Source organism: Gordonia tangerina (genome assembly GCF_021556435.1).
In the GTDB taxonomy this organism is placed as follows: domain Bacteria; phylum Actinomycetota; class Actinomycetes; order Mycobacteriales; family Mycobacteriaceae; genus Gordonia; species Gordonia tangerina.
In genome coordinates this window covers 74,162-89,305 of record NZ_JAKGCU010000011.1, presented here as the reverse complement: position 1 = coordinate 89,305, position 15,144 = coordinate 74,162, and the positions used below count along the sequence as shown (strand labels likewise).

Sequence of the window (15,144 nt, the reverse complement as noted above, 5' to 3'; positions counted from 1 at the left end):
TGCCGAACCACTGCCGGGACGAGCCGACCACATACTCACATGACGTCCCGCGGGCGCGGGCGAGGAACATCTCGAGGACGGAGAGCGCACTGTATGGCTAGCGAATCGGGTTCCGGGGGCAGCACGAGCGGGCCCGATGACACCGACTCCCGGCCGATCTCGGTCTCGGAGTTGTTGGCCCGCAGCCGCGCGGAGGGCGCGCCGTCCGCCGCCCCGAACCGCGAGACCCGCAATCGACGTCGGGTCGGTCGCGAAGGTGCGGTCTCGGTGTCGGAGCTGACCGGCGAGATCCCGCGGGTGGCCTCCGCCGGCGGCGAGACGCCCGCCCAGCCCGACCGCCCGGCGAGCCGTGCGGGCGCGTCCACCTCCAACCCGGGAGCCGCTCAGGCGCCTCGGGATCGCACCACACCGGTGGAGCAACCCTCCGAGCCGCCACCCGCCCGACCGGCCGCGCCGTTCCCGCGGTCCACCACACCGGTCGCTCGACGTCACGCCGACGATCGTGCATTCCCCGAACGCTCGCAGGCCCCGCAGACGCGCGCTCGCCCCCCGATCGCGGGCCCCCCGGCCGGCCGGTCGCCCGGACTGTCCTCGAGCGGGATGCCCGACTACGCCCAGCCGTCCACCCGCGACTTCAGCGCCGCCGATGTCGCCGACCGCAGCGCGCGGCCCAAGGCTCCGACCGGGTCCGAGTCGCCGGACAAGGCGACCCGAGACAGCGAGAACGCGAACGCCGTCACCGGCATCATTCCGGTGGTCGACGACACCCCGGACGGGCTGGTGGTGATCGACTCCGACGACGTCGACGTGGTCGATCTCGCCGCACCCGGGGACACCGAGAACGCCACCGCCGGCCCGAACACCGCGAACAGCGCCGCCCCCGTCGACACACCGCCTGCCGACGACTTCGAGGCGTACCGCGCGTTCGCCGACATCGAGGAGGACGAGCCGGCGCCGCGTAAGGGGCTGTTCGGGCTGTCGAAGGGTCTGCGGAAGAAAAAGGACCGGTCGGCTCGCCCGGCTGCCGCCCGGGAACGGGAACGCCGCGCAGCCGAGGTCGTCGACGCAACCGGCGTCGACCACGCACCGACCGTCGACGAACAGTCGGGCCCGGCACAGGCCACCGCGCAGGTCGCTTCCGCTGACCACGTGGCCGCCGACGATGCGCCTACCGACGCCGGTTCCGACGACACCCAGAGCACGTCGGTGCTCGGCATGATGGCAGCCCCGGTGGTGGCGGACAGCGTTCGCGACGTCGCCGGCCCCACCGCAGTGTCGGACGCCGCAGAGTCCGAGACCGCAGAGTCGGACACCCCAGCGTCGGACACGTCTACCCCCGACGACGATGGACCCGCCACTGAGCCGACCGCCGCCGCGTTGTCGGCGCCGACCGGGCCGCTGGTCGATCAGCCGGCCGCCGAGCAGTCCGCGGACGCCGCGGCCACCACGGCCGACGACGATGCCGGCGAGCAATCACCGGTGCTCGCCTGGCTGTCGATCATCGGCCAGTCGCTGGCCGGCTTGGCCATCGGTGTGGGTCTCTTCTGGGGATTCACCGAGCTGTGGAAGTGGAATGTGTACTTCGCGCTGGTCCTGGCGGTGCTGGTGATCTTCGGCATCGTCACCTTCGCTCACCTGGTTCGCCGAACCAAGGACCTGACCACCACATTGCTCGCGTTGGGGGTGGCGCTGATCGTGACGATCGGTCCACTCGTGCTGCTGGCCACCTGACCGAATGACCCCACCACTCGTTCGCGACGAGATCCCCGTCGGTCTGTCCACGGCCTCGGTGTACCCGCAGAACACCGAGGCGGCATTCGTCTACGCTGCCGAACTCGGCTTCGACGGCGTCGAACTGATGGTGTGGGGTGAACCGGTCAGCCAGGACATCAAGCACGTCGAGTACTTGTCCGAGCGCTATCAGGTTCCGGTTCTGTCGGTGCATGCGCCGTGCCTGTTGATCTCGCAGCGGGTGTGGGGCCGCGATCCGTTGGTGAAGCTCGGGCGGTCGGTACAGGCGGCCGAGGATCTCGGGGCGCAGACTGTCGTGGTGCATCCGCCGTTTCGGTGGCAACGGGCCTACGTCGACGGTTTTGACGACCTGGTCGCCGAACTCGAGGACGACAGCGGGATCGCCATCGCGGTGGAGAACATGTTTCCGATGCGCGCCGATCGGCTGTTCGGTGCCGGGGAACGCTCGGCACGTCGACTCCGGCAACGCGGCGGCGGGCCGGGACCATCGGCATCGGCATTCGGCAAGTCCATCGACCCGACCGACGACGGCTACGCGCACTACACCCTCGACCTGTCCCACACGGCGACGGCGGGTGTGGATGCGCTCGCGATGTTCGATCGAATGGGCACGGGCCTGAACCATCTGCATCTCGCCGACGGGGACGGCGCGGCCACCGACGAACATCTGCTGCCCGGCGACGGTGATCAGCCCTGCGCGCAGGTGTGCCGCCGACTGGCCGACAGCGACTTCAGCGGAGCCGTTGTGCTCGAGGTCACAACGAGTTCGGCCCGCACCAAACCCGAACGCAGTGCGCTACTGGCACGTTCGCTAGATTTTGCGCGGCGGCACCTCGCACGGGGGCTGCCGTCCGACGATGCCGGGCGGGTGCGTTCCGAACGCAACTGAATCCCCGGCACTGCCGAGGAGGCGACGAGCCATGAGTCAGAAGCTTGCCGACGTACTGGACCTCACCGAGGTGTCCCGGACGGGTGCCGATGCCATCACGTATCGCACGACCATCGATCCGGTGTTCACGATCGGACCGAAGGTCCACGGTGGGAGTTTGCAGATGGTGGTGGCGCACGCCGCGGCCCGGGCACTCGGCGAACTCGCCGCCGACGAGGCGGCCGGTGCGGGCGCGGACGCCAAGATGCCGGTCGCCATCACCAGCGACTACCTCACCGCGCCGGACGCCGCGGACGTCGACCTCGAGATCGTGGTCCGCAAGCGCGGTCGCACGGTGACGGTGATGACGGTCGACGCGGTGCAAAACGGCCGCACCATGGTGTCGTCGTCGGTGACCTGCGCGCGCCCCGATACCGGGGCGCCGCATCATTCGGCACCGACCGTCCTCGACGGCACCCCGGCCGAACCTCCCGTCGACGGCATCGGGTTGGACAAGTCACCGATCGCGGAGGTCAACCATCTGGGCCCGGCCCTGGACCTGGTGCTCGACCCGGCGACCTTCCCGGTGGTGCGGGGAGAGACCGGCGAACCCGTGGTGCGTGGCTGGGTCCGCCCCAAGGGCAGTGAGCCCGACACCGATTTCGCCGTGCTGGTGTGTGACATCTCGCCGCCGGTGGTGATGAACCTCGCCCTGTTCGGGTGGGCGCCGACCGTGCAGTTGACCACTTACGTGCGACGTCACCCGGCGCCGGGGTGGCTGCGATTCGCCGCGACGAGCACCGAGGTGGGACCCGGAATGTTCGAGGAAGACCACCTCGTGGTGGACTCGACCGGAACGGTCGTCGCGCAGTCGCGGCAGCTGGCCCTCATCCCGCAGCGGTCGTGACCGCGACATCCGCGAGACCCGGAATCGAAAGACCAGACGTGAATTCAGAAAGGTCCACCTGTGAGTGAACGCATCGCCATCGTCGGCGGCGGCAAGATCGGCGAAGCGCTGCTGGCCGGACTGATCCAGTCCGGCAAGCAGACCAAGGACCTTGTCGTGGCCGAGAAGATGGACAAACGGGCCAAGGAGATCGCCGACGAGTACGGCGTGCTGGTCACCGACGTCACGTCGGCGGCCGAGGGCGCGCAGTACGTGTTCCTGGCCATCAAACCCGACGACGTCGATTCGGTCCTGCGCGAACTGTCCAGCGCCGACGACGACGCCGAGTCCGAGCGGGTGACCGTAACGCTGGTCGCCGGCCTGCCGTTGTCGCGCTACGAGAACGGTCTGCAGGCGGGTTCGCCGGTGGTGCGGGTGATGCCCAATACGCCGATGCTGGTCAACGAGGCCATGTCCGCGGTGTCGGTGGGCCGCTACGTCGGCGACGACCAACTCGCCGCGGTGGTGCGCCTGCTCGAGACGGTCGGCAAGGTGGCGGTGGTGCCCGAAAAGCAGATGGACGCGGTGACCGCGGTGTCCGGGTCGGGGCCGGCATATGTGTTCCTGATGGCCGAAGCGATGATCGACGCCGGTGTCGCTCTCGGGCTGAGCCGGCCGCAGGCCGCCGAACTGACCGTGCAGACGGTCCGCGGCGCCGGGCTGCTGCTCAGCGAGTCCGGGTTGTCGCCGGTGGACCTGCGGGCCGCGGTGACCTCACCCGGTGGAACCACCGCCGCGGCGATCCGACAGTTCGAGGCCAACGGCTTCCGTCACGGTGTCTACGAGGCCACCCGGGCGTGCGCGGCGGTCTCCAAGAAGGCCGGACATCGACCCGACGTTGAGGGTTTGGGAGGCGCCAACTCGGGCCGGAGCGACGTCGACGCCCCATGATTTTGGGGTAGATTCGCGGGAAACCCCAGGATGTGGGGGTGGGTGCCGGTTTCGGGCACATTTTTCACACAACTCACGTCGCTTTTTTCACATCAGCCACGCTAAGCTTCTTTAAGCACGTGCGTGTCTGGTGTCCGCCGGAGGGGAAGCCGGCGGCCGCGACGCGTGCTTCGGAGGTATGAGTAATTCATGGCACCTGCAGACAAGCCTGGTGACAGGACCGGCGCAGTGAGCAACGCGGCCTCGGGTTCGCAGTTCCTCACGGTCGCCGAGGTCGCATCCCTGATGCGCGTATCGAAGATGACGGTCTACCGGCTCGTGCACAGTGGCGAGCTCCCGGCCGTGCGCGTGGGCCGCTCGTTCCGAGTTCACGCCAAGGCCGTGCACGATTACCTGGAGACCTCGTACTTCGACGTCGGTTAGGCCGGCCCCGAATCGACCCGACTCCCTCGGCAGGTCGCACCGACGATGCGACCTGCCGAGGGAGTCGTGGCATATGCGACCCGATTTCTTCTGATCCACCCGATTTCTTCTGATCCACCCGATTTCTTCTGATCCACACCGACCGGTAATGTGGGAGGTCGCGTGCTGATGCCCCCGCGTCGCGTCATGCACCGGCTGGGCACACCAGAGAAATCAGTAGTAACCGCGTCAACTGTGAGGAAGCACCCAAATGGGTTCAGTGATCAAGAAGCGCCGCAAGCGCATGTCGAAGAAGAAGCACCGCAAGCTGCTGCGACGTACCCGGGTGCAGCGTCGTAAACTCGGCAAATAGTCGTCGAAGAAGGGGCCCGACCGATGACGGTCGGGCCCCTTCGTGTGTGGTGGCCGGGCGCGTCGCGGCCGTCGCAGCTAACCTGTGACCATGTCCGACGAGCAGTCCGCACCGCCCCGGACCGTCCTGGTCACGGGCGCGTCCACGTTCCTCGGCGGCTACCTGGTCGCGCGGCTGGCGGCCAACCCCGCCATCGAGCGGGTGCTCGCCGTCGACTCCCGGGTGCCGCGTAAGGACCTGCTGCGCCGGATGGGGCGCGCGGAGTTCCTGCGCCTGGACATCCGACGGCCGGCCATCGCGAAGGCCATCGCCGGCTACGAGGTCGACACGGTGGTGCATGCGGCGACCTCGATCATGGAGACCGCACCGCATTCGGCCGCGATCAAGGAGTTCAACGTCGTCGGCGCGATGCAGGTGTGCGCGGCCGCCCAGCGCAGTCCGTCGGTCAAGCGGCTCATCCTGCGCTCCACCGCGATGGTCTACGGCGCGAGCGGGCGCGACCCGTCGCACTTCTCCGAGGAGACCCCCGCGCGCCGTGAACCCAAACGCGGATATGGGCGCGACCTGCTCGACATCGAGGGCTACGTGCGTGGTCTCGGCCGGCGCCGACAGGACATCGAGGTCACCATCGTGCGCCCGCAGGCGATCCTCGGCCCACGGATCAACACCCGGATGGGGTCGTATCTGTCCCTGCCCGTCGTGCCGACGGTGATCGGCTACCAGCCGCGGCTGCAGTTCCTGCACGAGGAGGATGCGCTCGCGGCGATGGAACACGTGACGCTGACCGGCAAGCCGGGGACGTTCAACGTCTCCGGTGAGGGCGTGGTGACTCTGACACAGGCGATCCGTCGGATCGGGCACGTCGAACTGCCGGTGCCCAGCAGTCTGCTCGCGCCGATCACCGGCGTCTTCCAGGACCTGCGTTCGGCGAAGTTGCGCTCGAGTCAGACCGAGTACCTCACACACGGGCGCGTTCTCGATACGACGCGGATGCGGGTGGAGCTCGGCTTCGTGCCCAAGTTCACCACTCTCGAGACGGTCGACGACTTCATTGCGCGCGGTGGCTCGCAACCGGTCGTCGGTCCGGATACGTGGCGTGCGTTCGAGCGGAAAGTCGTTGGCGCGGCGCATCAGCTGCAATGACGACAGTGATGTGAATGGCGACTAGTCCGATTTGTCTGCGACTTGCCACACAATCAAGCACAACGGTGACGCAGCCTCTACACTTGGACGCCAGACCCACTCAGGGCGCGCGTACCATAGAGGCTGATCGCCGAAGTGGACGTCGGGGCTGATCAGATCAATGGACGCAGAGGTGAGGATCTTGGCAGGTGGCGGCGCGACGGACGCACGTACCGCGAAAGTGATCCAGCTGTATGCGACCCCTGGGGGCGCGGTGGAATCACGAGGCAGTCGCAACTCGGTCCGCGAGCAGGGGCGCCGGCGACATCCCAGTCAGCAAACCGGCGGAAACGTCACGAAATCGACGCCCGCGCAAGGAAAGTCTTCCCAACCGTCACAACTCGGACATCCCAACACCGATGGCTTCGGCAGGCCCGCGGCGCAGGTGACGCCGATCAGTGACGAGGTCCGACTGCCCGCCGAGTCGCTTGGTGTGGAACACCTCGGGCCCACCCGTTCGAGTCCGTTGTTCTCGCTGTCCGGATTGCGCGGTGCGGTGGCCGACTCGCTGACCGCCACCGCGGGCTTCATCCGGGAGCGGATGACCGGTGACTATGAGGTCGACGAGTTCGGCTTCGACCCGCATTTCACCGAGTCGGTGTGGTTCCCCGCGGTGCGACAAGTGTATGACAACTGGTTTCGGGTCGAGGTGTCCGGCGTCGAGAACCTCCCGGTGGAGGGCGGTGCGCTGCTGGTGGCCAACCATGCCGGCACCTTGCCGATCGATGCCGTGATGACCTCGCTGGCCGTCCGTGACAATCACCCCACCGGTCGGCACCTCCGACTTCTGGCCGCCGACATGGCTTTTGAGACTCCGGCGGTCGGTGAGGTGGCTCGCCGCATAGGAGCCACGGTAGCGTGCACCTCGGATGCCGACCGGCTGCTGCGGGCCGGCGAGCTGACCGCGGTGTGGCCCGAGGGATACAAAGGGATCGGCAAGCTCTACAAGGACCGCTACAAGCTGCAACGGTTCGGGCGCGGCGGGTTCGTCACCACGGCCCTGCGCAACGCGTCGCCGATCATCCCGGTCTCCATCGTCGGGTCCGAAGAGATCTACCCGATGCTCGCCGACCTCAAGCCACTCGCCAAAGTTCTTGGGCTGCCGTACTTTCCGATCACACCGACCTTCCCGTGGCTGGGACCGCTGGGTGTGGTGCCGCTACCGTCCAAGTGGCACATACACTTCGGCCGTCCCATCGAGACCGGCTCTTATGACGAGTCGTCGGCCGACGACCCGATGGTGGTCTTCGACCTCACCGACCACGTCCGCGAGGAAATCCAGCAGACCTTGTTCCGGATGCTCAGTCGCCGCGGTAGCGTCTACTTCGGCTGAGGTGCGGGCCCGATCCCTGAGAAGCGAGGCGCGCCGGCCTAGTGTCGCGAAGGGGACGGGGTAGATGAAGGCGGTTGCGTGTCAGCACGGTGAGCTCTCCGTGGTCGAACTCCCCACCCCGACACCCGGACCTGGCCAGGTGCTGATTCGGGTCATCCGCGCCGGCATCTGCGGGTCCGATCTGCACGCGCGCACCCATGGCGATGCGAGTGCCGACGTCGCCGCCGAGGTCGGCTATCCCGACTTCATGCGCTCGACCGAGTCGGTGGTGATGGGTCACGAGTTCACCGGCGACGTCGTCTCCTACGGCCCGAAGTGCCGCCGACGCTGGGCGCCGGGAACGCCGGTGGTGTCGGTACCGATGATCAAACACGGCGACGACGCCCATCTGACCGGGTTGTCGGCGCAGGCGGCGGGTGCTTACGCCGACCTGATGCTGGTCTCCGAGGATCTCACCATGCCGGTGCCCGACGGGGTGCCCGCGGAGTTGGCCGCCCTCACCGAGCCGCTGGCCGTCGCCCATCACGCCGTGCGTCGCGGAGATGTCGGCAAACGTGATGTGGCGGTGGTGATCGGCTGCGGACCCATCGGCCTGGCCGTGATCCTGATGCTCAAGGCGGCCGGGGTGCGGACCGTGGTGGCCTCCGACCTTTCGGCCGGCCGGCGGGATCTGGCGTGGCGCTGCGGCGCCGACGTCGTGGTGGACCCACGGTCGGAATCACCGTGGCAGGCCGCCGCCCAGAAGCGCCGCTACCTCACCAGTGCGTCCGACCTGTTCGACACCGCATTCTCCGCCATGCACGATCTGCAGCGCATCCCCGGGCTACCGTGGGCGAAGGTGATGCGGGCCGCCGAACGGGTCGGCGCCACCCCGCAGGGGCCGGTGGTGTTCGAATGCGTCGGAGTGCCCGGCATCATCGAGGACATCTGCTCGCACGCACCGTTCCGTTCGCGGGTGGTGGTGGTCGGGGTGTGTATGCAGCCGGACACCTTCCGGCCGGCCATGCCGATCAACAAGGAGATCGAGCTGCGCTTTGTATTCGCTTACGATCCAGGAGAATTCCACGACACGCTGCAGATGATCGCCGATCAGAAGGTGGACCCGCGTCCGCTGATCACCGCGACCGTCGGTCTCGGCGGTGTCGCGGCCGCCTTCGAGGCGCTCCGATCGGCTGAACACCACGCGAAGGTGCTCATCGATCCGACCTCCGACGAGACCGGTTTGTGAATCAGCCCTCGTCAGCGGGCACCCGCCCGGCCCGGACCGCCTCGACCAGCGTCTCATGGTCCGCCTCGGTGCGGTCGGCGTAGCGCACCGCGTACCGGCCGATCACCTCGTCGAGATCGGAGTCGTCCTCGAAGTAGCCGGCGAGCAGTCGCGGGTCCAGCGACCGCGCGTGCGCGCGGGCCAGCAGGGCTCCGGCCAGGCGGCCGTAATCGTCGAGGTGGTCGCGTTCCAACCCAGTGGGGTCGATGTCGCCCTTGAGATTTCGGAACTGTCGCACGATGTAGGGCCGGTCGTCGATGGTGGTCCAGCCCAGCAGGATATCGGTTTCGGATTGGACCAGGCGGGCGCCGCGGACGATCCGCTTGCCTTCGTGCCGGGGCGTCGCCGCCGGTAGAAACGGGGCCAACGCCGAGGGCTGGGCCTGCTTGAGTTGCAGCACCAGGACCTCGTCGTGGTTGCCCAGCAGCAGCGCCACATAGTTGCGCAGACCCACGCTTCCGGTGCCGACGATACGGAACGCGACGTCGGCGACGGAATACCGCGCCATGAGCGTGCGACGCGACTCGCGCAGCGTGTCGGCGTACCGTTCGAGGCCGTCGACGACGGCGTCGGACACGGCTGGGTCGACTGCGGTCAGGATCGGTGGGTCGGAGACGAAACGTCTGCTGCGAATGCCGGTTTCGTGGTCGTCGAGATGCTCGGTCCACTTCGCGGCGACCTTCGCGCTGGTGTTGCGTCGCGCTTTCTTCGCCGCCTTCGCGAAGTCGTCGAGCAACTCGTCGGCCTTCACCCGCTCCAGTGCCGATTCGTCGGGCAGCGCGTTCCAGGACCGCAGGAATCCCACCTCCGCCAGCCCGCGCATGGTGCGGCGGTACGACTTCACCGAGTCCTCGGCGGCGTCGACACAGCCGGACTCGGCAACGCCGCCCTCGCGTCCGGCGAGCACCAGGCTGGTCGCCACACGTTTCAGATCCCATTCCCACGGACCCTCGATGGTCTCGTCGAAATCGTTGATGTCCATCACGATCTGGCCGTCGGGGGTGCCGTAGAGACCGAAGTTCGCGGCATGTGCGTCCCCGCACAGCTGCGCGGTCAGACCGGTGGCCGGTGAACCCGCGAGGTCGGCGGCCATCAAGCCGGCCGAGCCGCGGAAGAAGGTGAACGGCGAGGCGATCATCCGCCCGACGCGCAATCCGATCAAATGCTCGAGACGGTTCGCGTTGGAGTGCGCGATGAAGTCGAGGACGGTAGGTCGGGTGGCCGACACCGCGGCGTGATCGTGGGCGTCGATGGGGACGTCGGCCCGCAGCGCGCGGCCCTCGGCGCGGCGCTCGTCGTGGTCCACCCGGGTACGTAGGTCGATGCGGCTTCGCTTGTCGGTCATGGCGCTCGGCTCAACCGCGATGCTGCCGGATCATCCTGGTCGCCGTCGCCGCGCCGGCGCCGGCGGCACCGAGCACCAACGCCGTGGTGGCGCCGTACTTGGCCGCCTTGCGCGCGGTACGGAAGTCGTAGATCTCCCAGCCGCGAACCTTGGCCACATCGCGCAGGTCGGCGTCGGGGTTTATCGCGACCGCCGTGCCGACCAGCGACAGCATCGGCACATCGTTGTGCGAATCCGAATACGCGGTGCAGCGCTTGAGATTCAGGCCCTCCCGGATGGCCAGGGCCCGCACCGCATGCGCCTTGCCGGGGCCGTGCAGGATGTCGCCGACCAACCGGCCGGTGAACACTCCGTCGACACTCTCGGCCACTGTGCCCAACGCTCCGGTCAGACCGAGTCGTTCGGCGATGGTCTGCGCGAGTTCCACGGGGGTGGCGGTCACCAACCACACCTGCTGACCCGCGTCGAGGTGGCGCTGCGCGAGGGCGCGGGTGCCGGGCCAGATCTTCTCGGCGATGTAATCGTCGTAGATGTCCTCGCCGAGTTCGACGAGCTCTGAGGTTCGCCGCCCGGCGATGAACGACAGAGCCTTCTCCCGGCCCTGCGCCACGTCGTCGGCGTTCTCCTTGCCGGTGATCTGGAACTTCGCCTGCGTCCAGGCGAAGTCGAAGATGTCGCCGTAGGTGAAGTACTTGTGGGCGGCCAGACCGCGCGCGAAGTGGATGATCGACGCGCCCTGCACCAGCGTGTTGTCCACGTCGAAGAACGCCGCGGCGGTCAGATCACGCGGGGTGTCGGTCGGCTCGATGTCGTCGGACGGACGTGCGCGCAGCGAGTCGACCGCCGCCTTCGCACTTGCCTCACCGGCCAGCGACTGACGCAGCTCGTGCGCGGTCTGACGGAAGCGGCCGCTGGTGGCGCGGGCACGTTCGGCGATCCAGGTGGCGACCCGCGACTGCTCTTCCTCGTCGGGATCGTCGTCGCCGTCGTCGCCGGAATCGTCGCGGTGCGCCCCATGGGGATCCATCGCGTCGGCGTGGGCTTCCCAGTCCTCCCCGTCGATCACGTCGTCTGGGTCGATCACGTCGTCTGCGTCGACCACGTCCGCACCGTCGATGACGACGTCGTCGGGGGAGTGGTCGGTCGACTCCTCGGCCTCGTCGTGGGCCGGCTCGGTCGGATCATCCGCACCGGAGCCCGGGACCTCGGCCACGGCTCACCTCCACTCCGCTCATGTCGATCGGACAACCCACAGTAGCCACGCACAAGCGTAGTCGGGACCGATTGCGAGGGGTGACACACTGGTGTGCGAGACCGGCCGCCTGCGGAGCGCGGCGATGGTGCAGACGACCCGAGGAGGATGTCGTGGCGTTGACCCTGCTGACCCGGGACGGGTGCTCGTTGTGCCGCACGGCTCACACCGAATTGACGCGTATCTGTGCAGATCTCGGACTCGAATTCGACGAGCTGGACGTCGACCGATTGGCCGCCGACGGCGATGCGGCCTTGCGTGCCGAGTTCGGTGACCGGCTGCCGGTGGTGCTGCTCGACGGCGAGGAGCACAGCTACTGGGAGGTGGACGAACCCCGGTTGCGGGCCGACCTCGCGACCCGCCGCGCGGCCGGCAGGTGAACGGCAGGGGTGGGGCCGGGTAAGAACACGTTATCGCGCGGTATACCCTGACCTCAGGTATAGGGGTTCACAGCCAGGCAGGGCGGGCCGGAAGAGGGTGACCACAGCGTGAGCGGCAGTGCGACCGAGATCCCCGAACCGACGGTGACCCGGCTCGCAACCTATCTGCACGTGCTGCACTCGTTCGGTCAACGCGGCGTCCTGGTGGCCTCCAGCGGGCAACTGGCCACCGCCGCCGGCGTGAACCCCGCCATTCTGCGCAAAGACCTGTCCCATGTGGGCGCCAACGGGGTGCGCGGCGTCGGCTACGACGTCGGACGCCTCACCGCGCGGATCTCGATGGTCCTGCACACCGACAGCACCCACACCGTCGCGCTCGCCGGTGCCGGATGGTTGGGCCGCGCCCTGTTGGCCCACGCCGGGTTCGGACGAGGGTTTCGCGTCGCGGCGATGTTCGACGCCGACCCCGACGTGGTGGGCACCGTGGTGACACCGGACGGCCCGCAGGTGGCCGCACTGTCCACGATCGCCGAGGTCTGTGCAGGTCACGGCGGGGAGCCGATCGAGATCGGGGTCATCGCGACCGCCGACGCCGACGCGCAGACGGCCTGCGACGCGTTCGTCGGAGCGGGTGTGCGTCAGCTGTTGAACGTTACGCCGACGACACTGAACACGGACTCCGATGTCGTCGTCAGACAGGTTGATCTAGCCTTGGAGCTACAGGTGTTGGCTTTCAACGCGACGCGTTCGCGTGTCCGCCGACCAGTCATGGGTGAGGAAACGGTGACGGCGTGAGTGTTTTGTTGTTCGGGGTCTCGCACCGCAGCGCACCGGTCGAGGTGCTCGAGCGGCTGACGGTCTCCGACCATGATCGGCCCAAACTCGTCGACGAATTGTTGTCGTCACGGGCCATATCGGAAGCGATGCTGGTCTCCACCTGCAACCGGGTGGAGATCTACGCGGTCGTCGACGCCTTCCACCCGGCGCTCGAATCGGTGGGCGCGGTCCTCGGTGACCACTCGGGGATGACCGTCAACGAGATGACCCGCCACGCCTACGTGCGGTACTCCGAGGCCGCCGTCGAGCATCTGTTCACCGTCGCCGCGGGCCTCGACTCGCTGGTCGTCGGCGAACAACAGATCCTCGGCCAGATCCGCAACGCCTACCTCGACGCCGACTCGAACAAGTCCGCCGGCCGGGTGCTGCACGAGCTCGCCCAGCAGGCGCTGCGAGTCGGCAAACGTGTGCACACCGAGACCGGCATCGACCGCGCCGGTGCATCGGTGGTGTCGGTTGCCCTGCACCGGGCCCAGTCGCTGCTGACCCGCGAAGGCGCTCACATGCGCTCGGCGGTCGTCGTCGGCGCCGGTGCGATGGGTGGCCTGGCCACCGCGCAACTCGCCCGCGAAGGCGTGAACGACCTGGTCGTGGTCAACCGCACCGTGGCCAACGCCGAACATCTCGCCGGCAACGTCGCCGCCAACCACGGCATCTCGGTGCGCGGTGTCGGCCTCGACGATCTACCCGCCGCGATGGCCACCGCCGACGTCGTGGTGACCTGTACCGGCTCGGTCGGCTCGGTCGTGGGGGTCGGTGAGGTGCATTCGGCGCTGGCCGCCCGCAGCGACCACCGGCCGCTGGTCATCTGCGACCTCGGTCTGCCCCGCAACGTCGACCCGGCCGCCGGCCGACTGCCGCGCGTGCACGTGGTGGACATCGAGGGCCTGCGTGGTGACTCCGAGACCCAGGCCGCGGAGAACGACACGTCCGCGGCGCGCTCGATCGTCGCCGCCGAACTCGCCGACTACCTCACCCATCAGCGTCAGGCCGAGGTCACGCCCACCGTGGCCGCGCTGCGGCAGCGTGCCGCCGAGGTCGTGGAAGCCGAGATCCTGCGCCTCGATGCGCGGCTGCCCGAGCTCGACGATCCGCAACGCGACGAGGTCGCCAAGACGGTGCGCCGCGTCGTCGACAAGCTGCTGCACGCGCCGACCGTGCGGGTCAAACAACTCGCCTCCACCCCCAACGGCGACCACTACGCCGAGGCGCTGCGGGAACTGTTCGAACTCGCGCCGGGCGCCACCGAGTCGGTGTCGGCCCCCGAGGTCGGTGGGCTGGTCACACCCGACACCGGACTCGTCGACCGCGACCGCGGAGACAAGTGAGCGCGCCGACCGGCCAGAACGTGATCCGCATCGGCACGCGGGGTTCACTGCTGGCCCGAACTCAGGCTCAGACCGTCGCCGACGCCCTGATCGCGGCCGGCCACCCGGCCGAACTGGTCATCATCAAGACCGCCGGTGACGCATCGCAGGCCCCGGTCGCCGAGATCGGGGTGGGGGTGTTCACCACCGCCATCCGCGTTGCGCTGCAAAACCGCGAGGTCGACGTCGCGATCCACTCCTACAAGGATCTGCCGACCGCCCCCGAACCTGGGCTCGTCATCCCGGCGATCCCGCCCCGCGAAGATCCCCGAGATGCCCTGGTCAGCCGGGGTGGGATGGTGCTCGGCGAGCTGCCGCCGGGGTCCACGGTGGGCACCTCGGCGCCGCGCCGGGCGGCACAGCTTAGAGCATTGGGTCTCGGTTTGGAAATCCGCCCCCTACGAGGCAACCTTGATTCTCGGTTGGGCAAAGTCGCCAGCGGTGAACTCGACGCAGTCGTGGTCGCCCGGGCCGGTCTGGTAAGGATCGGCAGAGCCGACGAGGTCACCGAGTCGCTGGACCCGGTGGTCCTGCTACCGGCACCGGCACAGGGTGCCTTGGCGGTGGAGTGCCGCTCCGACGATGCCGAACTGGTGAGAATACTCGCCGAGTTGGACGACGCGTCCACACGTGCGGCGATCGATGCCGAGCGGGCAGTGCTCGCGGCCCTGGAGGCCGGGTGCACCGCACCGATCGGGGCGATCGCCGAGGTGGTCGAGTCGATCGACGACGACGGGCGGATCTTCGCCGAACTGTCACTGCGTGCCGCAGTGGCGGCGGAGGACGGATCAGATGTGATCCGGGCTTCGGTGGTGGGACCGGTCGGACGCGCGGAACAACTCGGCAAGGATCTCGCCGCCGAACTGCTGGAGTTGGGAGCGGGCGAGCTCGTATCGCATCTCCGGTAGCAGAAGGAACTGCAGCTCCGAACCAGGGGCAGGAGAGTGCG

15 protein-coding genes are annotated in these 15,144 nt (G+C 68.3%); 13 read left to right on the top strand and 2 right to left on the bottom strand.

Annotated features, from left to right (window positions below):
• The first annotated feature begins 93 nt into the window (after positions 1 to 93).
• The 9 genes from L1892_RS13500 (at position 94) to L1892_RS13460 (ending at position 8,975) form a co-directional block, all read left to right on the top strand.
• Positions 94 to 1,731 (top strand): Rv0497 family membrane protein, encoded by a 1,638-nt coding sequence (locus tag L1892_RS13500; protein WP_235724116.1) that lies wholly within the window; start codon positions 94 to 96, stop codon positions 1,729 to 1,731.
• A 4-nt stretch (positions 1,732 to 1,735) separates the two neighbouring features.
• Complete coding sequence (locus L1892_RS13495) at positions 1,736 to 2,641, top strand: sugar phosphate isomerase/epimerase family protein (protein WP_235724115.1); 906 nt, start codon at positions 1,736 to 1,738, stop codon at positions 2,639 to 2,641.
• Between the two features lie 31 nt (positions 2,642 to 2,672).
• Positions 2,673 to 3,527, top strand: coding sequence for a thioesterase family protein (locus tag L1892_RS13490; RefSeq protein WP_235724114.1), 855 nt, complete (start codon positions 2,673 to 2,675; stop codon positions 3,525 to 3,527).
• A 60-nt stretch (positions 3,528 to 3,587) separates the two neighbouring features.
• Positions 3,588 to 4,457 (top strand): pyrroline-5-carboxylate reductase, encoded by an 870-nt coding sequence (gene proC / locus L1892_RS13485; protein ID WP_235724113.1) that lies wholly within the window; start codon positions 3,588 to 3,590, stop codon positions 4,455 to 4,457.
• A 189-nt stretch (positions 4,458 to 4,646) separates the two neighbouring features.
• Positions 4,647 to 4,880 (top strand): helix-turn-helix domain-containing protein, encoded by a 234-nt coding sequence (locus L1892_RS13480; protein WP_160900212.1) that lies wholly within the window; start codon positions 4,647 to 4,649, stop codon positions 4,878 to 4,880.
• Positions 4,881 to 5,130: 250 nt separating this feature from the next.
• On the top strand, positions 5,131 to 5,232 hold the full coding sequence (locus L1892_RS13475; protein ID WP_003402602.1) for a 30S ribosomal protein bS22: 102 nt from the start codon (positions 5,131 to 5,133) through the stop codon (positions 5,230 to 5,232).
• Positions 5,233 to 5,322: 90 nt separating this feature from the next.
• On the top strand, positions 5,323 to 6,375 hold the full coding sequence (locus L1892_RS13470; protein WP_235724112.1) for an NAD-dependent epimerase/dehydratase family protein: 1,053 nt from the start codon (positions 5,323 to 5,325) through the stop codon (positions 6,373 to 6,375).
• A gap of 172 nt (positions 6,376 to 6,547) precedes the next feature.
• Positions 6,548 to 7,747, top strand: coding sequence for a lysophospholipid acyltransferase family protein (locus L1892_RS13465; protein WP_235724111.1), 1,200 nt, complete (start codon positions 6,548 to 6,550; stop codon positions 7,745 to 7,747).
• 64 nt (positions 7,748 to 7,811) lie between these two features.
• Positions 7,812 to 8,975: a zinc-binding dehydrogenase gene (locus L1892_RS13460; protein WP_235724110.1), complete on the top strand. Its 1,164-nt coding sequence runs from the start codon at positions 7,812 to 7,814 to the stop codon at positions 8,973 to 8,975.
• Between the two features lies 1 nt (position 8,976).
• Here L1892_RS13460 and L1892_RS13455 read toward each other — a convergent pair whose 3' ends face one another.
• Both L1892_RS13455 and L1892_RS13450 read right to left on the bottom strand, forming a co-directional pair.
• Complete coding sequence (locus tag L1892_RS13455; protein WP_235724109.1) at positions 8,977 to 10,359, bottom strand: DUF2252 domain-containing protein; 1,383 nt, start codon at positions 10,357 to 10,359, stop codon at positions 8,977 to 8,979.
• A 10-nt stretch (positions 10,360 to 10,369) separates the two neighbouring features.
• Positions 10,370 to 11,572: an HAD family hydrolase gene (locus L1892_RS13450; protein WP_372475056.1), complete on the bottom strand. Its 1,203-nt coding sequence runs from the start codon at positions 11,570 to 11,572 to the stop codon at positions 10,370 to 10,372.
• Positions 11,573 to 11,724: 152 nt separating this feature from the next.
• Here L1892_RS13450 and L1892_RS13445 point away from each other — a divergent pair, with 152 nt between their 5' ends.
• From L1892_RS13445 to hemC, 4 genes are all read left to right on the top strand, one after another.
• The gene (locus L1892_RS13445; RefSeq protein WP_235724108.1) at positions 11,725 to 11,991 is read left to right on the top strand and encodes a glutaredoxin family protein; all 267 of its coding nucleotides are present in this window, start codon (positions 11,725 to 11,727) and stop codon (positions 11,989 to 11,991) included.
• Between the two features lie 108 nt (positions 11,992 to 12,099).
• Entirely contained in the window at positions 12,100 to 12,786 is a 687-nt protein-coding gene (locus tag L1892_RS13440) for a redox-sensing transcriptional repressor Rex (RefSeq protein ID WP_235724107.1), read from the top strand.
• Positions 12,783 to 14,156, top strand: a complete 1,374-nt coding sequence (locus L1892_RS13435; protein ID WP_235724106.1) for a glutamyl-tRNA reductase — start codon at positions 12,783 to 12,785, stop codon at positions 14,154 to 14,156. The genes L1892_RS13440 and L1892_RS13435 overlap by 4 nt, the downstream gene beginning before the upstream one ends.
• Complete coding sequence (gene hemC / locus L1892_RS13430) at positions 14,153 to 15,103, top strand: hydroxymethylbilane synthase (protein ID WP_235724105.1); 951 nt, start codon at positions 14,153 to 14,155, stop codon at positions 15,101 to 15,103. The genes L1892_RS13435 and hemC overlap by 4 nt, the downstream gene beginning before the upstream one ends.
• Positions 15,104 to 15,144: the final 41 nt, after the last annotated feature.